The organism is Burkholderia sp. 567 (assembly GCF_040545115.1).
Lineage (GTDB): Bacteria > Pseudomonadota > Gammaproteobacteria > Burkholderiales > Burkholderiaceae > Burkholderia > Burkholderia ambifaria.
On the sequence record NZ_JBEPLG010000013.1, the window covers coordinates 39,618 to 58,787 of the forward strand.

Genomic DNA, 19,170 nt, shown 5'->3' on the forward strand with positions numbered 1-19,170 from the left:
CGGCGCGCACCGGCACGCGAGCGGCGCGATGCTCAGGCGAACGTATCGACGAGGCCCGCGCGGCTCACGGTCGCGCCGGCCGCTGCGGATTGCGCAGCGTCGACCGGTGCATCGACGGCTGACGATCCGGCGCGTGCGCGCGGCGACGGCCGGCCGCCGGCGAAGCTCTGTTGCGGGTTCTGCTGCTGCTGCGCGAAGCCGCCGTCGCTGACGGTCGCGCTGCCCAGGCCGAGCCCGCCCGCTTCCATCGCTTCGCGCAGCTTCGGCAGCGCGGCTTCGACCGCGTCGCGCACCTGCGCGTGCTGCGAGACGAACAGCGCATGCGCGTGATTGTCCGCGACACGCAGCACGACCTGCAGCGGGCCGAGGTCCGGCGGGTTCAGCGTCAGCTCGGCGCTCTGCTGATGCGCATTCGACAGGAACACGACCTTCTGGCTCAGCGCGTCGGTCCAGTCGGCGGTGCCGACATGCGGGGCCAGCACATGGGCGTTGGCTGCGGCGACCGAGCTGGCGGCCGGCGATGCCTGCAGGTTCGCCTGCGCGGCTGCCGCAGCCGTTGCGGCGGCGGCGACCGATGCGTCGGCGGCCGGGCTGGCGGCTTCCTCGGTGGCTGCGAGCGCATGCGCGGCCGGCTGGCCGGCGGCGCCGGCCTGCAGCGCCTGGGCGGTGGTTTGCGTGGGCGTCGGCTGTGTTGCGAGCGCGCCTTTCGCGTCGGCGAGCGTGCGGTCGAAGGTCGGGACTTTCGGCGTCAGCGGCGCGGCGGCGGCCGATGCGGACGTTGTCGATGCCGGCGCTGTCGCGGCCGCGGCTGCTGCCGTGCCCGTCGCGGGCATCGCGATCGCGCTCGCGCCGCCCGTCAGTTTCGCCAGCGCAGCTTGCAGCGCTTCGCGGCCCGACGCCGGCAACGCCGGGTCGGCGGCCGCATCGTTGCTTGCATGATTCGTCAGCGCGGCCGTGGCGTCGGGTTGGCCGGACACGGCCGTCGTTTGCGCGGCCGTGGCGGCGGTATCGGCAGCGGCACCGGCCGGCGTCGCATCGTTCACGCGCGCCTGCAGTTGCGCCTGAACGGCGGCGGCCGCGGCGAGCGCGGCGGCGTCGGCGCTGGGCGTCGCGTTCGGGTCGTCGGTTGACTTGTCGTCGACGCGGTCGGCGGCCTTCGCGCCGGCGGGCGACGTCGACGATGCCTGTTGCGTCGCGGTATCCGGCTTGCCGGCGTTCGCCGCGTCGTGCCGTGTGCCGACGCTTTGCTTCAGCGTCTGCGCGAACGGCACGGCGGCCGGGCTGGTTGCGGCATCGTTGCCGGCGGACGTCGCGGCGGCGGACGAACCCGCGCCGCGCGCGGCCTTGATGGCGGAGCCGGCGGTGTCGAGCAGCGCGCCGAGCAGGGGCAGGGGAGGCATGGCGATTCTCTCGTTCGAAGGCGGTGAGCGGTTACGCCGAGCGGGCCGCGTCGGCCCGCATGCGCAGAATCTTCGCGGCGTGTTCGTCGGCGTCGCGCTGTTCGCGCTTCGCGGCACGCTGCGTTTCCTGCGCGACGCCGCGCGCCTGCAGGGTTTCGTATGAGCCGACGGTGCGTTTCTTCTGTTGCCAGTTCGGGCGCGCCTCGTCGATGCGGAGCTCGGCCGCGGCCAGCACGTTGCGCTGCTGGGCGATCGCCGCGTCGAGCGTATCGATGAACGCCTGGAAATTACGCCAGTTGCCGGCCGGCATCCCGTGCTGCGCGGACTGCGAAAAGCGCGCGTGGTATTCGTCGCGATAGCGCAGCAGCGCGTCGAGCTGCTCGGCGGCCGCGGTGCGGTCGCGCTGCGCGGTGCCGAGCTGCTTCGTGGCCGTGTCGAGATCTTCCTGCGCGCGGTCGAGCAGCAGTTGAAGGGGAAAGCCGTGTGCCATCGGAATCAGCCTCCGTGTACGTCGAACAGCGCATCGAGCCCGGCGAGGCTCGACGCGAACGGCGCGCATTCGCGAAAGCCCTGCTGCAGGAACGATTCGATGCGCGGATAGAGCGCGATCGCGCGGTCGAGCTGTGCGTCGCGGCCCGGTGCATAGGCGCCGACCGCGATCAGGTCGCGATTGCGCTGGTAGCGCGACAGCATCTGCTTGAACTGCCGCACGCGATCGAGATGCGTTTCGTCGATCAGCGCGGTCATCGCGCGGCTGATCGACGCCTCGATGTCGATCGCCGGATAGTGGCCGGCCTCGGCGAGCGCGCGTGACAGCACGATATGGCCGTCGAGGATCGCGCGCGCCGAGTCGGCGATCGGATCCTGCTGGTCGTCGCCTTCGGTCAGCACCGTGTAGAACGCGGTGATCGAGCCGCCGCCTTCGGGCCCGTTGCCGGTGCGCTCGACGAGCGCGGGCAGCTTCGCGAACACCGACGGCGGATAGCCCTTGGTCGCGGGCGGCTCTCCGATCGCGAGTGCGATCTCGCGCTGCGCCATCGCGTAGCGCGTCAGCGAATCCATCAGCAGCAGCACGTGCTTGCCCTGATCGCGGAAATACTCGGCGAGCGACGTCGCGTAGGCGGCGCCCTGCATCCGCAGCAGCGGCGACACGTCGGCCGGCGCCGCGACGACGACCGAGCGCGCGAGCCCATCCTCGCCGAGGATCTGTTCGATGAATTCCTTCACTTCGCGGCCGCGTTCGCCGATCAGCCCGATTACGATCACTTCCGCGCTGGTGTAGCGCGCCATCGTGCCGAGCAGCACCGACTTGCCCACGCCGGAACCCGCGAACAGGCCCATCCGCTGCCCGCGGCCGACGGTGAGCAGCGCGTTGATCGCGCGCACGCCGACGTCGAGCACGCTGTGGATCGGCTCGCGATCGAGCGGGTTGATCGACGGCGCCGACAGCGAAGCGTCGACCTTCGACGCGAGCGGGCCGAGGCCGTCGAGCGGGCGGCCCGACGCGTCGACGACACGCCCGAGCATTTCCCAGCCGACCGGCAGTCGTTTCGCGCCCGCGAGCGGGTCGGCGACGGGCGCGCTTTCGCGCGGCCACACGCGCGCGCCGGGCAGCACGCCGGCGACGTCGGTGGTCGGCATCAGGAACAGGCGATCGCCTGAGAACCCGACGACTTCCGCTTCCGCGTGCGGGAGCGTGCTGCCGGGCGGCAGTTCGATCGTGCATTCGGCGCCGACCGACAGGCGCAGCCCGATCGCCTCCAGCACGAGGCCCGCGGCGCGCGTGAGGCGCCCGCACGGCCGCAGCGGCAGCGCGCGGTGGCTGCGCGTCGCGAGCCCGTTCAGGTGCGTGCGCCAGTGCGCGAGATGCGGATTGTGCGGGGCGCGCGGTGCGTCGTCCGCAGCGGGTGCCGCGTGCGGAGCGGCGCCGTGGGCGGTGTCATGCGCGCCGTCGGGGCCGAACGACGCGAGCGCGAGTTCGCGCTCGAGCGGCGTCATCCCGTCGTACAGGATCGATTCGGGCGTGGGCGTCACCATGCGCTCACCTTGCCGATCGCGGCGGCGACACGCTGCCAGCGGGTGGGCAGCGTCGCGTCGACCTCGCCCGTCGCGGCGTGCGCGCGGCAGCCGCCGCGCTCGATCGACGTGTCGGTGCGCACGGTCCAGCCGAGCGTATCGAGATCGTCCTGCAGATAGGCTTCGACGACGGGCAGGTCGGCCGGATTCACCGCGAGATGCGGCGCGCCGGACAACGCCGGTTCGGCGGCGAGCACGTCGCGCACGGCCGCGACGAGCGCCGCGGGATCGTGCTTCACGTGCTGGCGCACGACCTGCTGCGCGATGTCGAGCGCGAGCTGCGCGAGATCGGACGCGAGATCGTGCTCGGCGCTCGACACGGCTTCGCGGAACGACGCGGCGAGCGCCGCGAGCTGCACGGCCTGTTCGCGGGCTTCGGCCTGGCCGGCCTCGAAACCCTGCTCGCGGCCCTGGTCGAAACCGGCCTGGTAACCCAGCGCCTGGCCTTCGACGTGACCGGCCGCATGGCCTTCGGCATGCGCGGCGTCGCGCACGCGCTGCAGTTCCTCGGCGAGCGCGGCGGCGGCCGCGGCCGCGTCGTCGGGCGGCGGCGGGGGCGGCGGCGGATCGAACGACGCCATCTCCCACCGCTGGTACGCGGTGAGCGTGGCGGCCCGATCGCGCACGGAATCAGACATATGCGTCTTCCGCCTTGCCGCCGATCACGATCTGACCGCTCTCGGCGAGATTGCGCACGATCTGCAGGATGCGGCGCTGCTGCGTCTCGACTTCCGACACGCGCACCGGGCCGCGTGCGTCGAGATCCTCCGCGAGCAGTTCGGCCGCGCGTTGCGACATGTTCGCGAGGAACTTCTGGCGCAGCGCGGGCGGCGCGCCCTTCAGCGCGATGATCAGCGTTTCCGACTCGACTTCCTTCAGCACCATCTGGATCGCGCGATCCTCGAGGTCGAGCAGGTTCTCGAACACGAACATCTGGTCGACGATCTTCTGCGCGAGGTCGGCGTCGTACTGGCGCACGCTTTCGAGCACACCTTCCTCATGATTGCTCGTCATGAAGTTGAGGATCTCGGCCGCGGTGCGGATGCCGCCCATCGGGCTGCGCTTCAGGTTGTCGCTGCCGGACAGCAGGCCGGTGAGCACGTCGTCGAGCTCGCGCAGCGCGGCCGGCTGGATGCCGTCGAGCGTCGCGATCCGCAGCAGCACGTCGTTGCGCAGCCGCTCGGTGAAGCACGACGCGATCTCGGACGCCTGGTCGCGGTCGAGGTGCACAAGGATCGTCGCGATGATCTGCGGATGCTCGTTCTTGATCAGTTCTGCCACCGCGCCCGAGTCCATCCACTTCAGGCCCTCGATGCCGCTCGTGTCGCTGCCCTGCAGGATCCGGTCGATCAGCACGCCGGCCTTGTCCTCGCCGAGCGCCTTGGTCAGCACCGAGCGGATGTACTCGCTGGAATCGAGCGACAGCGCGGTGTGCTGCTCGGCTTCCTTCGCGAATTCCTGCAGCACGCCCTCGACCTGCTCGCGCGTGACGTTCTTCAGCGCGGCCATCGCGGCGCCGATCTTCTGCACCTCGCGCGGCGCGAGGAACTTGAATACTTCAGCGGCCTCTTCCTCGCCGATCGACATCAGCAGCAGCGCGCTCTTGGTCAGGCCTTCAGCGTTCATCGGACACCCAGTTCTTCACGACGGTGGCGACGATCTTCGGATCCTGGCGGGCGATCGTGCGCGCGTAGTCGAGGTTGCGTTCGTAGCGGTTCTTTTCGTTCTCGAAGCCCAGCAGCAGCGGATCGGGCTCGTCGGCCTTGTCCGGGGCGGGCAGGCCGTCGAGCGCGACCGGATCGTCGGGCGCCGCGAGCGCCGGGGCGACCGGCTCGGGCGGCGGGAACGCGCGGCGCATCGCCGGGCGCACGAACATGAAATAGAGCGCCGCCGCGGCTGCCGCGATGCCGAGCCACTTCGCGGCTTCCTTCGCCATCGCGATCATGTCCGGCTGGCGCCACCACGGCAGGTCGGCGTACGGATCGCCGACGCTCGAGAACGCGCTGTTCACGACGTTCACCGAGTCGCCGCGCTTCTCGTCGTAGCCCATCGCGTCCTTCACGAGCTGCTCGACCTGCGCGAGCTTCGCGGGCGGCAGCGGCTGCATCGTCACGTGGCCCTTCGCGTCGGCGACCGGCTGGTAGTTGACGACGACGGCGACCGACAGCCGCTTCACGTTGCCCATCGACTGCTCGACGTGGCGGATCGTCTTGTCGAGCTCGTAGTTGGTGGTCTGGTCCTTGCGATCGCTGACGGGCGTCGACTGCGCGCCGTTCTGGCCGTTGCCGGCGACGATCGGCGCGGAGGCCGGCTGCGGCGGCGTGTTCGACAGCGCGCCCGGCACGCCCGATGCGCCACCCTGCGCGAGTTCGGTCGCGCTGCTGGTCTGCTGGCTGCGGATCGCGGCCTGCTGCGGCGTGCCGTTCGGGCCGTAGCTTTCCGAGGTCTGCTCGAGCTTCGAGAAATCGATGTCGGCGCTGACCTGCGAGCGCGCGTTGCCGGTGCCGAAGATCGGCGCGAGGATCGCATCGATGCGCTTCTGCGTATTGCGCTCGACCTGCTGCACGTACTTGAGCTGGCTCGCGTCGAGGCCGGATGCCGACGCGGTCTGCGTCAGCAGGTTGCCGTCCTGGTCGACGATCGTCACGTTCTTCGCCGGCATGTCCGGCACGCCGGACGACACCATCCGCGTGATCGCCTGCACCTGGCCCTCGTCGAGCACGCGGCCCGGGTAGAGGTCGACGAACACCGACGCGCTCGGCGCTTCCTTGTCGCGCACGAACACCGACGGCTTCGGGATCGCGAGATGCACGCGCGCGCCGCGCACCGCGTTGATCGATTCGATCGTGCGCTGCAGCTCGCCTTCGAGCGCGCGCTGGTAGTTCACCTGCTCGGCGAACTGGCTGATGCCGAATTTCTGGTTGTCCATCAGCTCGAAGCCGACCGAGCCGCCCTTGGGCAGGCCCAGCGCGGCGAGCTTCAGGCGCGTTTCATGCACCTGGTTCGACGGCACGAGGATCGCACCGCCGGCGTCGGCGAACTTGTACGGAACGTTGGCCTGCTGGAGCGCGGCGATGATCGCGCCGCCGTCGCGGTCCGACAGGTTGCTGTACAGCACGCGATAGTCGGGCGCGCGGCTCCACAGCACGAGCGCGGTGATCGCGGCGATCGCGAACGCGACGGCGATCACGAACGGCAGCTTCGGGTTGCCCTTCATCCGCGAGATGCCGGGGATGCGTTCCGCGAAACCGCCGAACCCGAAGTCCGCGCCGGCGCCGCCTGCTCCCGGCAACGCGGCGGCCGCGGTGGCGCCGGGCACCGGGCTGGCGAGGCCCGTGCGGGCGTCGGGGTTGATCAGCGAGTTGGCCTGCGAATCCATGCGTGGAGTTTCTCCGGAGCGGGACGACTGAGCCGCTCGGACGAGCGGACGGACAATGACACGTTGCGATTATCGGGACCCGGGGGCGACTCCGATCGACCGAAAAGAGCGGGGTTTCCCCCGTACTTTCGCGGCTTTGGCGGGCGCCGCGCTGCTATCCTTTTTCGCGATCCGGCATGGTGCGCATGGTGCGGCGCCGGCGCGAACGCCCGGTGGGCCCGGGTCTCTTCTCTTATGTGTGGGGACAGCATGACTGCCAACGTCAGCGGAATCGGTTCGGTGTTGCAACAGATGCAGGCGATGGCCGCGCAGGCGGGCGGCGGCGTCGCGAGCCCGACGGCGGCGCTCGCCGGCTCGGGCGCCGCGACGGCCGGCACGTTCGCGAGCGCGATGAAGGCGTCGCTCGACAAGATCAGCGGCGACCAGCAGCACGCGCTCGGCGAGGCGCAGGCGTTCGAGGTCGGCGCGGCGAACGTGTCGCTGAACGACGTGATGGTCGACATGCAGAAGGCCAACATCGGCTTCCAGTTCGGGCTCCAGGTCCGCAACAAGCTCGTGAGCGCGTACAACGACATCATGCAGATGTCGGTGTGACGAAGCGGTCACGCCGGGCGCGGCCGGGCTGGCGGCCCGCGCGCCTAAAGCTTTTCAATTCCCTTCCGATAACTCCGGTACAAGGCCGCGTCGTGCAACGCAGGGCGGCGGCTTCCGCATAGCCAACGCATCACAAGGAGAAGAAGCGCATGTTTTCCCCAGGACACGCTGGAGCCAGTGCGTACGCGCGTGTCGGCGTCGAGACGGGGGTGATGGGCGCCTCCCCGCACCGGCTGATCGCGATGCTGTACCAGGGCGCGCGGCAGGCCATCGCGCTCGCGCGCATGCACCTGCAGCAGGGCAACGTGCCCGCACGCGGCGAAGCGATCGGCAAGGCGATCGGGATCGTCGAGAGCGGGCTGCAGGCGTCGTTGAACCGCGACGCGGGCGGCGAGATCGCCGGGCGCCTGGATGCGCTGTACGCCTATATCGTCCGGCGTTTGCTGGAAGCCAACATGCATGCGAGCGACGCGATGCTGGTCGAGGTCGACGGACTGCTCGCCACGCTCGAGGAAGCGTGGACGGGCATCGCCCCCGAAGTCGCGCGGATGACCGCGCAACAGGCGGCGGACGCGGCGCGATGAATCTCAAGGCCGAATACTTCGCCCGCTACGAGGCGCTCGCGGCCGTGTCGGGCCGCATGCTGAGCGCGGCACGCGGTGCCGACTGGAGCGCGCTGCCGGAGTTGCAGGACGAATTCCTGCGGCTCGTCGACGGGCTGAAGGAGGCCGATCCGGGCGTCGCGCTCGACGAATCGGACCTCGGCCGCAAGCTCGGGCTGATCCGCCGCATCCTCGCCGACGACGCCGCGATCCGCGATCTCGCGAGCCCGGAAGTCGCGCGGCTGTCCGCGCTGTTCGAGGCGCGGCGCTCGACCAAGGTATTGACCGATCTCTACCGCGCGCGCGGCTAGTGCCCGTTTGCCGGGGCGGCGGTTGCCGCGCCCGGCTTCGCAACGATGTGGCTGAGGTGAGCAGGCTCCGATCATGACCGGTATCGACTCCGTTGCGGCCGCCGTGCTGGCGAGCCGCCTCGACAGCCTGCTGAGCGGCACCGTGTCGCCGTCGGCCGGCGGCGGGGCGGCGTCGCAGGTCGGCACGCCCGGCGCCGGCGCATCGTCCGCGGCGCCGGCAGGCGGCTCGCCCGTCGCGCCGCCGGCATCCGCGCAGACCGCGTTGTCCGACGTCGCGCTCGTGCTCGACGCGATCTCGCGCTCGGGCGGGGCCGCGACGCCCGTGATCGCCGGTCGCACGCCGCTGCTGGCCGATCCGTCCGTGCTGCTGAGTGCGGCGGCCGTGCCGCTCGACGCGCGGCCGGCCGCGGGTCCTGCTGCGTCTGTCGCATCTTCTTCCGCTGCATTGCCCGCATCCGACGTCGGGGCCGCGCGTGCCGCGTCGGACGCGCCGCCCGTCGCCGCGCTGCGCGCGGCGCTCGCGCAGGCCGTGAGCGAAAGCGGCCTCTTTTACGAATCCCATCTCGCGCAGTGGCTGGCCGGCCAGCGCCCGCTCGCCGCGCTGATGCGCGAGCCGCAGGCGCGCCTCACGGCCGAGCCGGTGCAGCCGGCCCCGGATGCCGCGCAGCAAGACGCGCCCGATGTGCTCGACGAACTGCTCGCGCCGCGTCTGCCGCTGCCGGCGGCCGCGCGAACCGCCGTGCAGCCGGGCGCAGCCGCGCCGGGCGGTGCGGCTGCGCACTCGCTCGCTTCCGCGCAGAACGCGCCGGCGGCCGCTCGGCCGGGCATGGCGTCGAGCACGGCCGGAACGACCGACCCGCTCGGCGACCATCCCGACGCGCGCTGGACGCCCGCGCGCGCCGAACTGGCCGCCGCGTCGGCCGATCCGCAGGCGCAGGCATCGGCTGCTCCCGTGCATCCGGCCGCCGTGCCGATCGTGCGGCAGCAGCTCGATGCGCTGGCGACCGACCAGTTCCGCTGGGCGGGCGAGGCGTGGCCCGGCGCGCGGCTCGACTGGACGATCGAGCCCGACGATTCCGGCGGCCACGCGTCGCGCGGCGGCGACGACGCGGGGGACGGCATCGCGTGGCGCACGCGGCTGACGCTCACGCTGCCGTCGCTCGGGACGGTCGACGCGGAACTGGTGTTGAACGGCGCGCAACTCGTCGCGCGGCTGCGCGCGAATTCGGCGGGCGCCGACCGGCTCACGCGCCACGAGGCCGCGCTGCGGCAGCGGTTCGAGGGTTCGGGGCTGCGGCTCGGCGGACTGTCGATTCGCGCGGTCGGCGACGAACCGGACGGCTTCGACCCGCTCGTCGCGCACGCGGCCGCCGCCGCGTATGCGCGCAGTGCGCCGGGCGGCACGCCGGGTGCCGACGACGAGACGCCGCGATGAGCATGGCGTCCCGCAAGCGCGCGGCCGCGCTCGTCTACGATCCGAAAGGCGGCGATGCCGCGCCGCGCGTGGTCGCGAAGGGATATGGCCTGGTCGCCGAAATGATCGTCGCCCGGGCACGCGATGCGGGGCTGTACGTGCATACCGCGCCGGAGATGGTGTCGCTGCTGATGCAGGTCGACCTCGACGACCGGATTCCGCCGCAGCTTTACCAGGCCGTCGCGGATCTGCTCGCGTGGCTGTATGCGCTCGATCGCACCGAGCCCGAGCCGGGCGACGCCGCGCCGCGCTTTCCACTGCCGCCGCTGCGCCGCTGAACAAACGGCCGCCCGGTTTCTTGCGAACGGCTGTCGCGGTCTTTCGCAATCATTTCGCCGGTATGTTCGCTCTATGACCGGGGATTGGCGCGCAATCCACCTGCTTCATCGCTCATCACCTGAATTTGTCGGCCGCCCGCCGTGCGCGCTCCGATTGAGCCGCCGCGTCATTTGTGTAATGATATCCATTCTCATTTTCACGTTATCCGGGCGACGCGCGTTTTCCGTGCGTCGCCCGTTGCTTTGAACGAATGGACCTTCTCGCGTGAACGCGCCCGAAACGATCGCCCCGCCGCAGGCGGGCATGCCCCCCGCGGACATCACCGTGCCGCATCCGGCCGCACGTCCGCTGAGCGACGCCGAACTGGCGGCGCGCCGCCAGCGTTCGCGCCGCGCGACCTTCATCAAATGGCTGCGCAAGGTGCACGGCTGGGTCGGGCTATGGGGCGCGGTGCTCGGGCTGTTGTTCGGCGTGACGGGCGTGCTGCTCAACCACCGTGCGCCGCCGCTGAAGATCTCGACCGGAGAACCGCAGGTCGAGCAGATGCAGATCGCGTTGCCGGACCCGGCGCCGAAGTCGCCCGCGGCGATGACGAAGTGGCTGCAGCACGAACTGCACTTCGACGGCCGGCCGGGCCGTGTGCGCAAGGAACCCGCGCAGCCGGTCGCGTGGGGCGACAAGCGCGTAATGCAGCCCGAGCACTGGCAGATGGGCCTGTTCGGGCCGCACCAGAACCTGCAGGCCGAATACTGGGTCGGCAACGGCTACGTGTCGGTGAAGCGCACCGGCAACACGTTCCTGACGACGCTGAACAACCTGCATCGCGGCGTCGGCATGAATCTCGGCTGGGTGCTGCTGATGGACACGATCGCGGGTTCGCTGATCCTGTTGTCGCTGACGGGCGTATTGCTGTGGACGGAGCTGAACAAGCGCCGCACGGTCGGCGTCGTGCTGGTGGTCGGGTCGGTCGCCGCGGCGCTCGCCGCGGGCCTTGCCTGAGGCAACGTATCTGACGTAACGGTTGAAACGCGCCGGCCCGGTGCCGGCGCGCGATGCGCGCATCCGGCGCGACGGCCCTGCGCCGCTGCCCGCGCCGGCCGCCCTCAGAGGCCGCAGGTCGCGCCGTTGTTGGCCGCGATCTCGCGGGCGGCCTTCGCCCCCTCGACCTGCAGGATCGTCGGCAGCGACACGTTGTTCTTCGCGGCCGTGACCTCGGCGAGGATCGAGATCGCGATTTCCGGCGGCGTGCGGCTGCCGATGTAGATGCCGGCCGGCCCGTGCAGCCGCGCCAGTTCCGCGTCGTTCAGGTCGAATTCGAGCAGCCGCTCGCGCCGCGCCGCGTTGTTGCGCCGCGAGCCGAGCGCGCCCACATAGAACGCAGGCGTCTTGAGCGCTTCCATCAGCGCGAGATCGTCGAGCTTCGGGTCGTGGGTGAGCGCGATCACGGCCGAACGCGCGTCGAGCTTCATGTCGAGCACGGTGTCGTCGGGCATCGTGTGCACGACGCGGGTGCCCGGCACGTCCCACGCATCCGTGTACTCCTCGCGCGGATCGCAGACCGTCACCTGGTAGTCGAGCCCGACCGCGATCTGGCACAGATAGCGGGACAACTGCCCGGCACCGATCACGAGCATCCGGTAGCGCGGCCCGTGGATCGTCACGAGCCGTTCGCCGTCGAACGCGAGCCCGTCGGTCGCCTGCGCGGGCGACAGCGACGCGCGGCCGGTCGCCAGCGTCATCGTGCGCGTGACGAGCCGGCCGGCTTCCACCTCGGCGCACAACGCGGAGACACCGCTGTCGCGCGTGAGCGGCTCCAGCACGAGCTGGATCGTGCCGCCGCAGGGGAGCCCGAAGCGGTGCGCTTCCTCGGCCGTCACGCCGTACTTGACCGCTTCCGGGCGCGCATCGGCCGCGATGCCGCTCGCATGCACGCGGGCGATCAGGTCGTCCTCGATGCACCCGCCGGACACGGAGCCGACCACAAGCCCGTCCTCGCGCACCGCGAGCATCGCGCCTTCGGGGCGGGGCGACGAGCCCCACGTCTTCACGACCGTCACGAGCAGCACGCGGCGCCCTTCGTCGAGCCAGCGCGCGCTCGACTTCAACACGTCGAGATCCACACTTTCCATCGCCGTTCCCTCATTGATTGGGCGCATTATGACGCGCCCGCCGCAGGCTTGCTTGCGGTGCGCCGACGCGTGGCCGATCGGTGGCGGCAATCGGGAGGACTGGCTCGGGCGGCCCCGCTCAGACTGCCCGCACACGCTGCCCGCGCCGCCCCACAAACGCAAACGGCGCGCCCGCGAGGCGGGTGCGCCGTTGCAGCGGAGCGACGCGGCGCGTCGCAGCCGGCTGTCAGTCCGCGTGGCCGCGGGCGAGCTTCGAGTGGTGCCGCGAATACAGGAAGTAGATCACGAGGCCGATCACGAGCCAGATGCCGAACGCGGCCCACGTGACGGGCTGCAGGTTCAGCATCAGGAACAGGCACGCGGCGACCGCGAGGATCGGCACCACCGGCACGCCCGGGCAGCGGAACGCGCGCGGCAGCTCCGGGTGTGTGCGGCGCAGCACCAGCACCGCGATCGACACCATCGAGAACGCGGCGAGCGTGCCGATGTTGATCAGCTCGGCGAGCACGTTCAGCGGCACGAGCGCGGCGATCAGCCCGAAGAACAGGCCGACGAGCCAGGTCGTCAGGAACGGCGTCGCGAAGCGCGGATGCACGCGCGACAGCATCGCCGGCAGCAGCCCGTCGCGCGACATCGCGAAGATGATCCGCGTCTGGCCGTAGCTCATCACGAGGATCACGGTCAGCATGCCGAGCACCGCGCCGAGATCGATGAAGCCCGCGACCCACTTCTCGCCGGCGATTTGCAGCGCATACGAGATCGGGTGCGACACGTTCGCGTACTGGGCCGCCGGCACGATGCCGGTCGCGACCGCCGCGACCGTCACGTACAGCACCGCGCACACGGCGAGCGACGCGATGATGCCGATCGGCAGGTCGCGCTTCGGATTCTTCACTTCTTCGGCCGCCGACGACACCGCGTCGAAGCCGATGAACGCGAAGAACATCACGGCTGCCGCGCCGAACACGCCGTTCCAGCCGTGCGGCATGAACGGTTTCCAGTTCGCGGGCGTCACGTGGAACAGGCCGACCGCGATCACGAGCAGCACCACCGACACCTTGATGAACACCATGATGTTGTTGATGCGGGTCGACTCGCGGATGCCGATCGACAGCAGCGTCGTGATCACCAGCATCACGAGGAACGCGGGCAGGTTGAACCACGTGACGACGCCGGGGACCGCGCCCGGCGCGGCCGTCAGCACGGTCGGCAGCGCGAGCCCGAAGCCCTGCAGCAGCGACTGCAGGTAGCCCGACCAGCCGACCGACACGGCCGACGCCGCGAGGCCGTATTCGAGCATCAGGTCCCAGCCGATGATCCATGCGACGAGCTCGCCGAGCGTCGCGTACGAGTACGTGTAGATCGAGCCGGCGACCGGAATCGTCGACGCGAATTCCGCGTACGACAGCGCCGCGAGGCCGCACGCGATCGCCGCGATCACGAACGACAGCATCAGCGCGGGGCCGGCCTGAACGGCGCCCGTGCCGGTCAGCACGAAGATCCCGGTGCCGATGATCGCGCCGATGCCGAGGAAGGTGAGGTCGATTGCGCCGAGCGCTTTCTTGAGCCCGGCGCCGTGCGCGCCGGCGATCATGCGATCGACGTTTTTCTTGCGGAAGAGGGACATTGCGGATGAGTCTCCAGCGCGCGCGAACGCAGCGGCGCCGAGTGAGAGAAGGAAAACCCGCAATTTTAGCCGATTTGGCGCGCAAGCCCCGCTGCGGTGCAGCGGCGCGCGGCGGAATCGTCCGAGAAAACAAGCGCTTGCGCGCAGCGTGCGGCGACCACAGCTGGCCCGTGGCAGGCCGGCGCGGCGCGCGTCGTACGATTTCGGTGAATGCGGGGGATCAGGCGCCCGACGCGGGCGCCATGTCGACGAGCCGGTTGCTCATCACGTAGAACGTCAGTTCCGCGTTGTTCGACAGCCGCATCTTCTCGAGCAGCCGCGACCGATACACGCTGACCGTCTTCACCGACAGCGACAGCGTGTTCGCGATGTCGGTGAGGCGCTTGCCCGATGCCAGCATGCAGAGCGTCTGGTATTCGCGATCGGACAGCTTCTCGTGCGGCAGCGGTTCGTTCTCGAACGACACGTATTCGGCGAGCGCCTCGGCCATCGCCGGGCTCACGTACTTGCGGCCGGCCGCGACCTGCTGGATCGCGCCGATCATCTGCGCGGCATTCACCGTCTTCGACAGATAGCCGGACGCGCCGGCCTTCAGCGCGCGCACCGCGTACTGGTCCTCGCGGTACATCGAGAACATCAGCACCGGCGTGCCCGGCAGCTTGCGCTTGATGCGCTTGAGCAACTCGATGCCGTTGGTGTCCGGCAGCGAGATGTCGAGCAGGATCACGTCGAAGGTCTGACGGTCGACGGCGGCCACCGCATCGCTGCCGGTCTCGGCTTCGGTCACTTCGCGCGCGACGCCGCGATCGATCAGCAGGTGGCGGACCCCTTGCCGGACGATTGCGTGGTCGTCCACGAGCAGGATGTTCAGGCTCATCGCGACCTCACGAAAGCGACGCGCGGCGCGCGGCGGCCGGCACCGCGAACAGCGAGTTCCAAGCGAAGCGCGCGGTGATGCGCGTGCCGCGGCCCGATTCCGGCGCGCGCGTGTCGAAGCTGCCGCCGAACGCCTCGCAGCGGGCGCGCATGCCGGCGAGTCCGTAGCCGACACGCCGGCGGCGCGAGAAACCGGTCCCATCATCGGTGACGATCAGGGACAGATGCGAGCCGTCCGTGTCGATCCGCACGTCGACGGACGCCGCGCGCGCATGCTTCGCGACGTTCGACAGCGCTTCCTGCGCGACGCGGAAGATCGCAAGCGCGCTTGCGCCGGCCAGCTGCGTGAGCCGTGCGTCGGCCGCGCAGACGAAGCTCGTGCGCAGGCCGGTGCGGGCCGCGTGGCTGTCGACCCATGCCGATAGCGCACCGACGAGCCCGCCGTCGAGCGCCGGCGTGTCGCGCTCGTCGATCAGGCGGCGGTTGGCATCGGTCGCGGCGTCGAGTGCCTGCTGCGCCAGTTCCAGCGCGCGCAGGCAGCCTTCGGGCGCATCGGCCGGCAGCCACGTTTGAACGTTTGCGAGCGCGAATCGGGCGGCGGTGAGTTCGGCGCCGAGCCCGTCATGCAACTCGCCGGCCAGATGGCGGCGGGCGGCTTCGTCGGCTGCCATCAATTGGGTGGACAGCGTCGCAATCCGGCTGGCGGAGGCGTCGCGCTTGGGGAGGGTTTCGGCCACGGGTGCGGCCGCGGCGCGGCTGTGCACGAGCGGCCGCGACGGGAACGGGGCGTGGGCGCCGGGGGGCGCGTTGAGCGACGTATCCATGACTCTCCCTGCTGTCAGAAAGCGATTCACACACCGGCTGGCTGCGTGGGTTGGCTGCCGTTTCGATCGCGGCCGCCGCCAGAGAGTCGCCCCGGGCCGAGGTAACAAAAGTTACATCTTGTAACGTTTGATTCCGACCCTTCAACGACCATCCGAACCGCAACCGCGCCGGCCGAATCATATCTCAAAAAATCTGGAAAAGTCATGCCGGGCGGACATTTAAGGGTAAATGTGAATAATCGGAACGAACCTGTTGTAGGAAAAACACCGACACGAAAGCACCGGGCCCGCCCGTATCAAAATGTAACTATTTGAGATTAGATGGTCGCAGTTTGTTACGAATTCGCCAAGTGGGGACGAAAAAAAACCGGAGCTTTTGCTCCGGTTTCTTGATGCCGCACAAATTCGGGGATCGATCAGTCCACGAATGCGCGCTCGATCACGTAGTGACCCGGTGCGCTGTTCTTGCCTTCGATCAGGCCGGCCTGCTTCAGCAGGTCGGTCGTGTCCTTCAGCATCGCGGTGCTGCCGCACAGCATCACGCGGTCGTTTTCCGGTGAGAACGCCGGCACGCCGAGATCCGTGAACAGCTTGCCCGTCGCGATCAGGTCGGTGATCCGGCCCTCGTTGTCGAACGCTTCGCGCGTGACCGTCGGGTAGTACACGAGCTTTTCCTTGATGATGTCGCCGAGGTACTCGTGGCCGGGCAGGTCGTGCTTGATGTAGTCCATGTACGCCAGCTCGCCCTTCAGGCGGCAGGTGTGCGTCAGGATGACCTTGTCGAAGCGGTCGTAGATGTCCGGATCGCGGATGATCGACATGAACGGCGCGAGGCCCGTGCCGGTCGACAGCATCCACAGCGTCTTGCCGGGCAGCAGGTTGTCGGCGACGAGCGTGCCGGTCGGCTTTTTGCCGATCAGCACCGAGTCGCCCACCTTCAGGTGCTGCAGGCGCGACGTCAGCGGGCCGTTCTGGACCTTGATGCTGAAGAATTCGAGGTGCTCTTCGTAGTTCGGGCTGACGATCGAGTAGGCGCGCGCGAGCGGCTTGCCGTCGACTTCGAGGCCGACCATCGTGAATTCGCCGTTGTTGAAGCGCAGGCTCGGCTCACGGGTGCAGGTGAAGCTGAACAGCGTGTCGGTCCAGTGATGGACGGATTGGACGGTGGCGGTGTCGTATTTGCTCATGGCTTTGAAAACGGACGCGCGTAGCGAACGCGTGTAACGGGCCCAAAAACGGGCAAAAAAACCGAGTGCGTCGGCCCGATCGCGGATCGGCCGGCCGGCGCGTCGGACACGCGCCTTCTCGATGACAGACGTTTGAGGAACTGGTTATTTTACCCTGCTTGGGACAGATGCGGGCTTGACCCGCCCGGCTGCGCGGATTTGGCGCAACGAATCATTTCAGCGAGCTTTCAACGATCGGCCGCGAGCTTCGCGCCGAGACCGACGAGCGCGACGCCGCACAGCGCGTCGAGCGGACGCCGCACGCGCCGGTAGCCGCGCTGCGCGCGCGGGCTCGCGAACAGGAACGCGACGCACGAATACCAGCCGGCCGACAGCACGCCGATCGTCACCAGCACCGCGCCGTTGAACCACAGCGGCACGTGCGCGGGCAGCATCGCCGCGAACACGCTGGTCCAGAACGCGCACGATTTCGGGTTGGTCAGGCAGGTGAGCAGGCCGCTGCGATACGCGCGCAGATAGTCGCGCAGGTGCGGCGCGGCCAGCGGCGCGCTCGCGGCCGCGGTGTCGGCCGGCGCCGCGTCGCGGCGCACGCCCGAGCGCAGCAGCTTGATGCCGAAATACACGAGATAGACAGCGCCGCCGATCCGGATCGTCTCGTACAGCCATTCGACCTGGTGCAGCACGGCCGCGAGGCCGAGCATCGCGAGCGTCGCCCACGCGATCGAGGCGGTGCCCACGCCCAGTGCCGACGCGGCGCCAAGACTGCGCCGCCCCGCGAGCGACAACTGCGAAATCATGAAGAAGTTCGGGCCGGGCGTGATCGCCGCGACGAGATAGACGACGGCGATTTGCAGCAGGATCGGCAGGTAGTTCATCGCGGCGGGGTGGCAGGCGGGCAAAGCACTACTGTAGCGCGCGCCGTGCAACCGCGCTTGCGGTGTCAGGTCTTCAAGGGCCTCAGTGCATCACCGCGGATCGAGCCGCAGCCGCGCGATATACGGCAGGTGGTCCGACAACCACGCGGTTTCGCCGGACGGTGCCTGCCATTCGAGGGGCGTCAGCCCGCGCACGAACATCTTGTCGAGCGCGAGCGCCGGCGAGAACGCGGGGAACGTGCGGCCCGACTGGCCGAGCAGCGTCGCGACCTCGGACATTCCGATCTCGCCGAACAACGCGACCGAATCGTTGCGCCAGTCGTTGAAGTCGCCGGCGAGCACGAGCGGGTCGTCGCCCGCGTTGCGCACGATCCAGTGCGCGATCCAGTGCATCTGGCGCAGCCGCGCGGCGCGCGTGAGCGCGAGGTGCGCGCACAGCAGCGTGACGGGCCGCGAACCGGCGAGCGTCGCGCGCGCGACCAGCAGCCCGCGCCGCTCGAAGCGGTGCGCGGAGATGTCCCAGCGGCCGCCGAGGTCGAGCGGATGCGGCGACAGGATCGCGTTGCCATGCCGCCACGACGGCTTGAACACGTTGGGCCCGAGCGCGATCTGCCAGTCGAGCGCCTGCGCGATCTCGGTGGCCTGGCAGTGCCACACGTCGTCGACCGCGTCGTCGATCGGTGCGCCGAAGCCGGTTGCCAGCATCGGGCGCGGCATGCGGCGCGCCATCGCTTCCTGCAGAAAATACACGTCGGCGTGCGTCGATTGCATCCAGTTGCGCATCGCGTTCCACGCGGTGAAGCCGAGCGGCGAGCGGCCCTTGTGCAGGTTCCAGCTGACCGCGGTGATTTCGTCGGGCGCGGCGTGCGGTTCGGCGAACGGCAGGGACAGGGCGTCGGCGGACATGGCGCTCAGTCCTTCGCGACGTGCGCACGCACGCGGTAGACGAGATGCGGATGCTGCTCGACGAGCGTCCAGTCGGTCCACGCGTCGCCGCCGACCGACAGCCCCGGATGGCTCGCGACGATCTGCCGCGGCGATGCGGGCACGCACGGATCGCTGCGCGTCGCGTTTTCGTCGTCGAGGGTCTCCTGCACGTCGAGCGCAAGCGACACCGTGTGCGCGGCGTCGTCGACGGCGAGCGGCGCGACCGTCACCGAGCGCGAGCGCTCGGTCGGCACGACGCGCGCGGCATTGCTGCAGCCGACGGGCACGGCGGACGGGTAGCGATGGGTGTCGGTGCGGGTTTGACCGACGGTGGTGCGCTGCTGGAACGTGTCGATCGTCTGACCGTCGCGCACCACCTGGATCTCCCATGCGACGGCGGCCGGTGCGGGGCTCTGCGCATGGGCCGCGAGCGCGACGCTCGCGAGCAGGACGGCCAGGCCGTGTTTCAGCATGAAACTTCTCCGGAAACGCGGGGTAGCGGGGAATGGACGCACATCTTACGCCCGATCGATTTGGACGGTCGTGTGACAGGACGCGTCGCCGCGGGTTCGCAGCACGATCCGGTCCTGATAGAAAGGTAGGTGCGCGT

Annotated in this window: 20 protein-coding genes; 6 read left to right on the plus strand and 14 right to left on the minus strand. The window is 69.8% G+C overall.

What is annotated here, in order from left to right; all coding sequences use genetic code 11:
• Positions 1-32: 32 nt before the first annotated feature.
• Genes ABIC50_RS29515 through fliF form a run of 6 tightly spaced genes read right to left on the minus strand, consistent with a single transcriptional unit; the run spans position 33 to position 6,855 of the window.
• Positions 33-1,400 (minus strand): flagellar hook-length control protein FliK, encoded by a 1,368-nt coding sequence (locus ABIC50_RS29515; protein WP_354168422.1) that lies wholly within the window; start codon positions 1,398-1,400, stop codon positions 33-35.
• Positions 1,401-1,431: 31 nt separating this feature from the next.
• Positions 1,432-1,890 carry a flagellar export protein FliJ gene (gene fliJ / locus ABIC50_RS29520; RefSeq protein ID WP_006753016.1) on the minus strand — a complete coding sequence of 153 codons (459 nt, stop codon included), beginning with the start codon at positions 1,888-1,890 and terminating at the stop codon, positions 1,432-1,434.
• A gap of 5 nt (positions 1,891-1,895) precedes the next feature.
• Positions 1,896-3,437 carry a flagellar protein export ATPase FliI gene (gene fliI, locus ABIC50_RS29525; protein WP_354168424.1) on the minus strand — a complete coding sequence of 514 codons (1,542 nt, stop codon included), beginning with the start codon at positions 3,435-3,437 and terminating at the stop codon, positions 1,896-1,898.
• Entirely contained in the window at positions 3,431-4,114 is a 684-nt protein-coding gene (gene fliH, locus ABIC50_RS29530; RefSeq protein WP_354168426.1) for a flagellar assembly protein FliH, read from the minus strand. The genes fliI and fliH overlap by 7 nt, the downstream gene beginning before the upstream one ends.
• On the minus strand, positions 4,107-5,102 hold the full coding sequence (fliG, locus tag ABIC50_RS29535; RefSeq protein WP_006753019.1) for a flagellar motor switch protein FliG: 996 nt from the start codon (positions 5,100-5,102) through the stop codon (positions 4,107-4,109). The genes fliH and fliG overlap by 8 nt, the downstream gene beginning before the upstream one ends.
• Positions 5,092-6,855, minus strand: a complete 1,764-nt coding sequence (gene fliF / locus ABIC50_RS29540; protein ID WP_354168428.1) for a flagellar basal-body MS-ring/collar protein FliF — start codon at positions 6,853-6,855, stop codon at positions 5,092-5,094. The genes fliG and fliF overlap by 11 nt, the downstream gene beginning before the upstream one ends.
• Before the next feature lie 249 nt (positions 6,856-7,104).
• On the opposite strand from fliF, the gene fliE reads away from it, so the two are divergent.
• The 6 genes from fliE to ABIC50_RS29570 all read left to right on the plus strand — a co-directional run bounded on the left by fliE (position 7,105) and on the right by ABIC50_RS29570 (position 11,114).
• Positions 7,105-7,449 (plus strand): flagellar hook-basal body complex protein FliE, encoded by a 345-nt coding sequence (gene fliE / locus ABIC50_RS29545; RefSeq protein WP_006761724.1) that lies wholly within the window; start codon positions 7,105-7,107, stop codon positions 7,447-7,449.
• 149 nt (positions 7,450-7,598) lie between these two features.
• The gene (gene fliS, locus ABIC50_RS29550; RefSeq protein WP_105831985.1) at positions 7,599-8,033 is read left to right on the plus strand and encodes a flagellar export chaperone FliS; all 435 of its coding nucleotides are present in this window, start codon (positions 7,599-7,601) and stop codon (positions 8,031-8,033) included.
• Positions 8,030-8,362: a flagellar protein FliT gene (locus ABIC50_RS29555; protein ID WP_105831984.1), complete on the plus strand. Its 333-nt coding sequence runs from the start codon at positions 8,030-8,032 to the stop codon at positions 8,360-8,362. Before fliS ends, ABIC50_RS29555 begins: the two co-directional genes overlap by 4 nt.
• 73 nt (positions 8,363-8,435) lie before the next feature.
• The gene (fliK, locus tag ABIC50_RS29560; protein ID WP_354168429.1) at positions 8,436-9,797 is read left to right on the plus strand and encodes a flagellar hook-length control protein FliK; all 1,362 of its coding nucleotides are present in this window, start codon (positions 8,436-8,438) and stop codon (positions 9,795-9,797) included.
• Positions 9,794-10,114, plus strand: coding sequence for an EscU/YscU/HrcU family type III secretion system export apparatus switch protein (locus ABIC50_RS29565; RefSeq protein ID WP_165752180.1), 321 nt, complete (start codon positions 9,794-9,796; stop codon positions 10,112-10,114). Before fliK ends, ABIC50_RS29565 begins: the two co-directional genes overlap by 4 nt.
• 265 nt (positions 10,115-10,379) lie before the next feature.
• On the plus strand, positions 10,380-11,114 hold the full coding sequence (locus tag ABIC50_RS29570) for a PepSY-associated TM helix domain-containing protein (protein WP_354168431.1): 735 nt from the start codon (positions 10,380-10,382) through the stop codon (positions 11,112-11,114).
• Positions 11,115-11,218: 104 nt separating this feature from the next.
• On the opposite strand, the gene ABIC50_RS29575 is transcribed toward ABIC50_RS29570, so the two are convergent.
• The 8 genes from ABIC50_RS29575 to ABIC50_RS29610 form a co-directional block, all read right to left on the minus strand.
• Positions 11,219-12,244 (minus strand): XdhC family protein, encoded by a 1,026-nt coding sequence (locus tag ABIC50_RS29575; RefSeq protein WP_175657085.1) that lies wholly within the window; start codon positions 12,242-12,244, stop codon positions 11,219-11,221.
• 226 nt (positions 12,245-12,470) lie between these two features.
• Positions 12,471-13,871 carry a branched-chain amino acid transporter BcaP gene (gene bcaP / locus ABIC50_RS29580; protein WP_175657084.1) on the minus strand — a complete coding sequence of 467 codons (1,401 nt, stop codon included), beginning with the start codon at positions 13,869-13,871 and terminating at the stop codon, positions 12,471-12,473.
• A gap of 220 nt (positions 13,872-14,091) precedes the next feature.
• Positions 14,092-14,748, minus strand: a complete 657-nt coding sequence (gene rqpR, locus ABIC50_RS29585) for a response regulator transcription factor RqpR (protein ID WP_006751915.1) — start codon at positions 14,746-14,748, stop codon at positions 14,092-14,094.
• 7 nt (positions 14,749-14,755) lie between these two features.
• Positions 14,756-15,571: a quorum system sensor histidine kinase RqpS gene (gene rqpS, locus ABIC50_RS29590; protein WP_175706465.1), complete on the minus strand. Its 816-nt coding sequence runs from the start codon at positions 15,569-15,571 to the stop codon at positions 14,756-14,758.
• Between the two features lie 416 nt (positions 15,572-15,987).
• On the minus strand, positions 15,988-16,758 hold the full coding sequence (locus tag ABIC50_RS29595) for a ferredoxin--NADP reductase (RefSeq protein WP_354168433.1): 771 nt from the start codon (positions 16,756-16,758) through the stop codon (positions 15,988-15,990).
• Positions 16,759-16,985: 227 nt separating this feature from the next.
• Positions 16,986-17,633, minus strand: coding sequence for a LysE family translocator (locus ABIC50_RS29600; RefSeq protein WP_175696899.1), 648 nt, complete (start codon positions 17,631-17,633; stop codon positions 16,986-16,988).
• Between the two features lie 90 nt (positions 17,634-17,723).
• Positions 17,724-18,539 (minus strand): endonuclease/exonuclease/phosphatase family protein, encoded by an 816-nt coding sequence (locus tag ABIC50_RS29605; RefSeq protein WP_126228691.1) that lies wholly within the window; start codon positions 18,537-18,539, stop codon positions 17,724-17,726.
• 5 nt (positions 18,540-18,544) lie between these two features.
• Positions 18,545-19,033, minus strand: coding sequence for a hypothetical protein (locus ABIC50_RS29610; RefSeq protein WP_354168434.1), 489 nt, complete (start codon positions 19,031-19,033; stop codon positions 18,545-18,547).
• Positions 19,034-19,170 lie beyond the last annotated feature (137 nt).

Bases quoted from the DNA above. Each gene is read 5' to 3' on its own strand.
- bcaP (WP_175657084.1), bottom strand. From the start codon at position 13,871: ATGTCCCTCTTCCGCAAGAAAAACGTCGATCGCATGATCGCCGGCGCG.
- fliF (WP_354168428.1), bottom strand. From the start codon at position 6,855: ATGGATTCGCAGGCCAACTCGCTGATCAACCCCGACGCCCGCACGGGC.
- ABIC50_RS29610 (WP_354168434.1), bottom strand. From the start codon at position 19,033: ATGCTGAAACACGGCCTGGCCGTCCTGCTCGCGAGCGTCGCGCTCGCG.
- fliE (WP_006761724.1), top strand. From the start codon at position 7,105: ATGACTGCCAACGTCAGCGGAATCGGTTCGGTGTTGCAACAGATGCAG.
- ABIC50_RS29575 (WP_175657085.1), bottom strand. From the start codon at position 12,244: ATGGAAAGTGTGGATCTCGACGTGTTGAAGTCGAGCGCGCGCTGGCTC.
- ABIC50_RS29565 (WP_165752180.1), top strand. From the start codon at position 9,794: ATGAGCATGGCGTCCCGCAAGCGCGCGGCCGCGCTCGTCTACGATCCG.
- fliG (WP_006753019.1), bottom strand. From the start codon at position 5,102: ATGAACGCTGAAGGCCTGACCAAGAGCGCGCTGCTGCTGATGTCGATC.
- fliJ (WP_006753016.1), bottom strand. From the start codon at position 1,890: ATGGCACACGGCTTTCCCCTTCAACTGCTGCTCGACCGCGCGCAGGAA.
- fliH (WP_354168426.1), bottom strand. From the start codon at position 4,114: ATGTCTGATTCCGTGCGCGATCGGGCCGCCACGCTCACCGCGTACCAG.
- ABIC50_RS29515 (WP_354168422.1), bottom strand. From the start codon at position 1,400: ATGCCTCCCCTGCCCCTGCTCGGCGCGCTGCTCGACACCGCCGGCTCC.
- ABIC50_RS29555 (WP_105831984.1), top strand. From the start codon at position 8,030: ATGAATCTCAAGGCCGAATACTTCGCCCGCTACGAGGCGCTCGCGGCC.
- rqpS (WP_175706465.1), bottom strand. From the start codon at position 15,571: ATGGATACGTCGCTCAACGCGCCCCCCGGCGCCCACGCCCCGTTCCCG.
- fliS (WP_105831985.1), top strand. From the start codon at position 7,599: ATGTTTTCCCCAGGACACGCTGGAGCCAGTGCGTACGCGCGTGTCGGC.
- fliI (WP_354168424.1), bottom strand. From the start codon at position 3,437: ATGGTGACGCCCACGCCCGAATCGATCCTGTACGACGGGATGACGCCG.
- ABIC50_RS29605 (WP_126228691.1), bottom strand. From the start codon at position 18,539: ATGTCCGCCGACGCCCTGTCCCTGCCGTTCGCCGAACCGCACGCCGCG.
- ABIC50_RS29600 (WP_175696899.1), bottom strand. From the start codon at position 17,633: ATGAACTACCTGCCGATCCTGCTGCAAATCGCCGTCGTCTATCTCGTC.
- rqpR (WP_006751915.1), bottom strand. From the start codon at position 14,748: ATGAGCCTGAACATCCTGCTCGTGGACGACCACGCAATCGTCCGGCAA.
- ABIC50_RS29595 (WP_354168433.1), bottom strand. From the start codon at position 16,758: ATGAGCAAATACGACACCGCCACCGTCCAATCCGTCCATCACTGGACC.
- fliK (WP_354168429.1), top strand. From the start codon at position 8,436: ATGACCGGTATCGACTCCGTTGCGGCCGCCGTGCTGGCGAGCCGCCTC.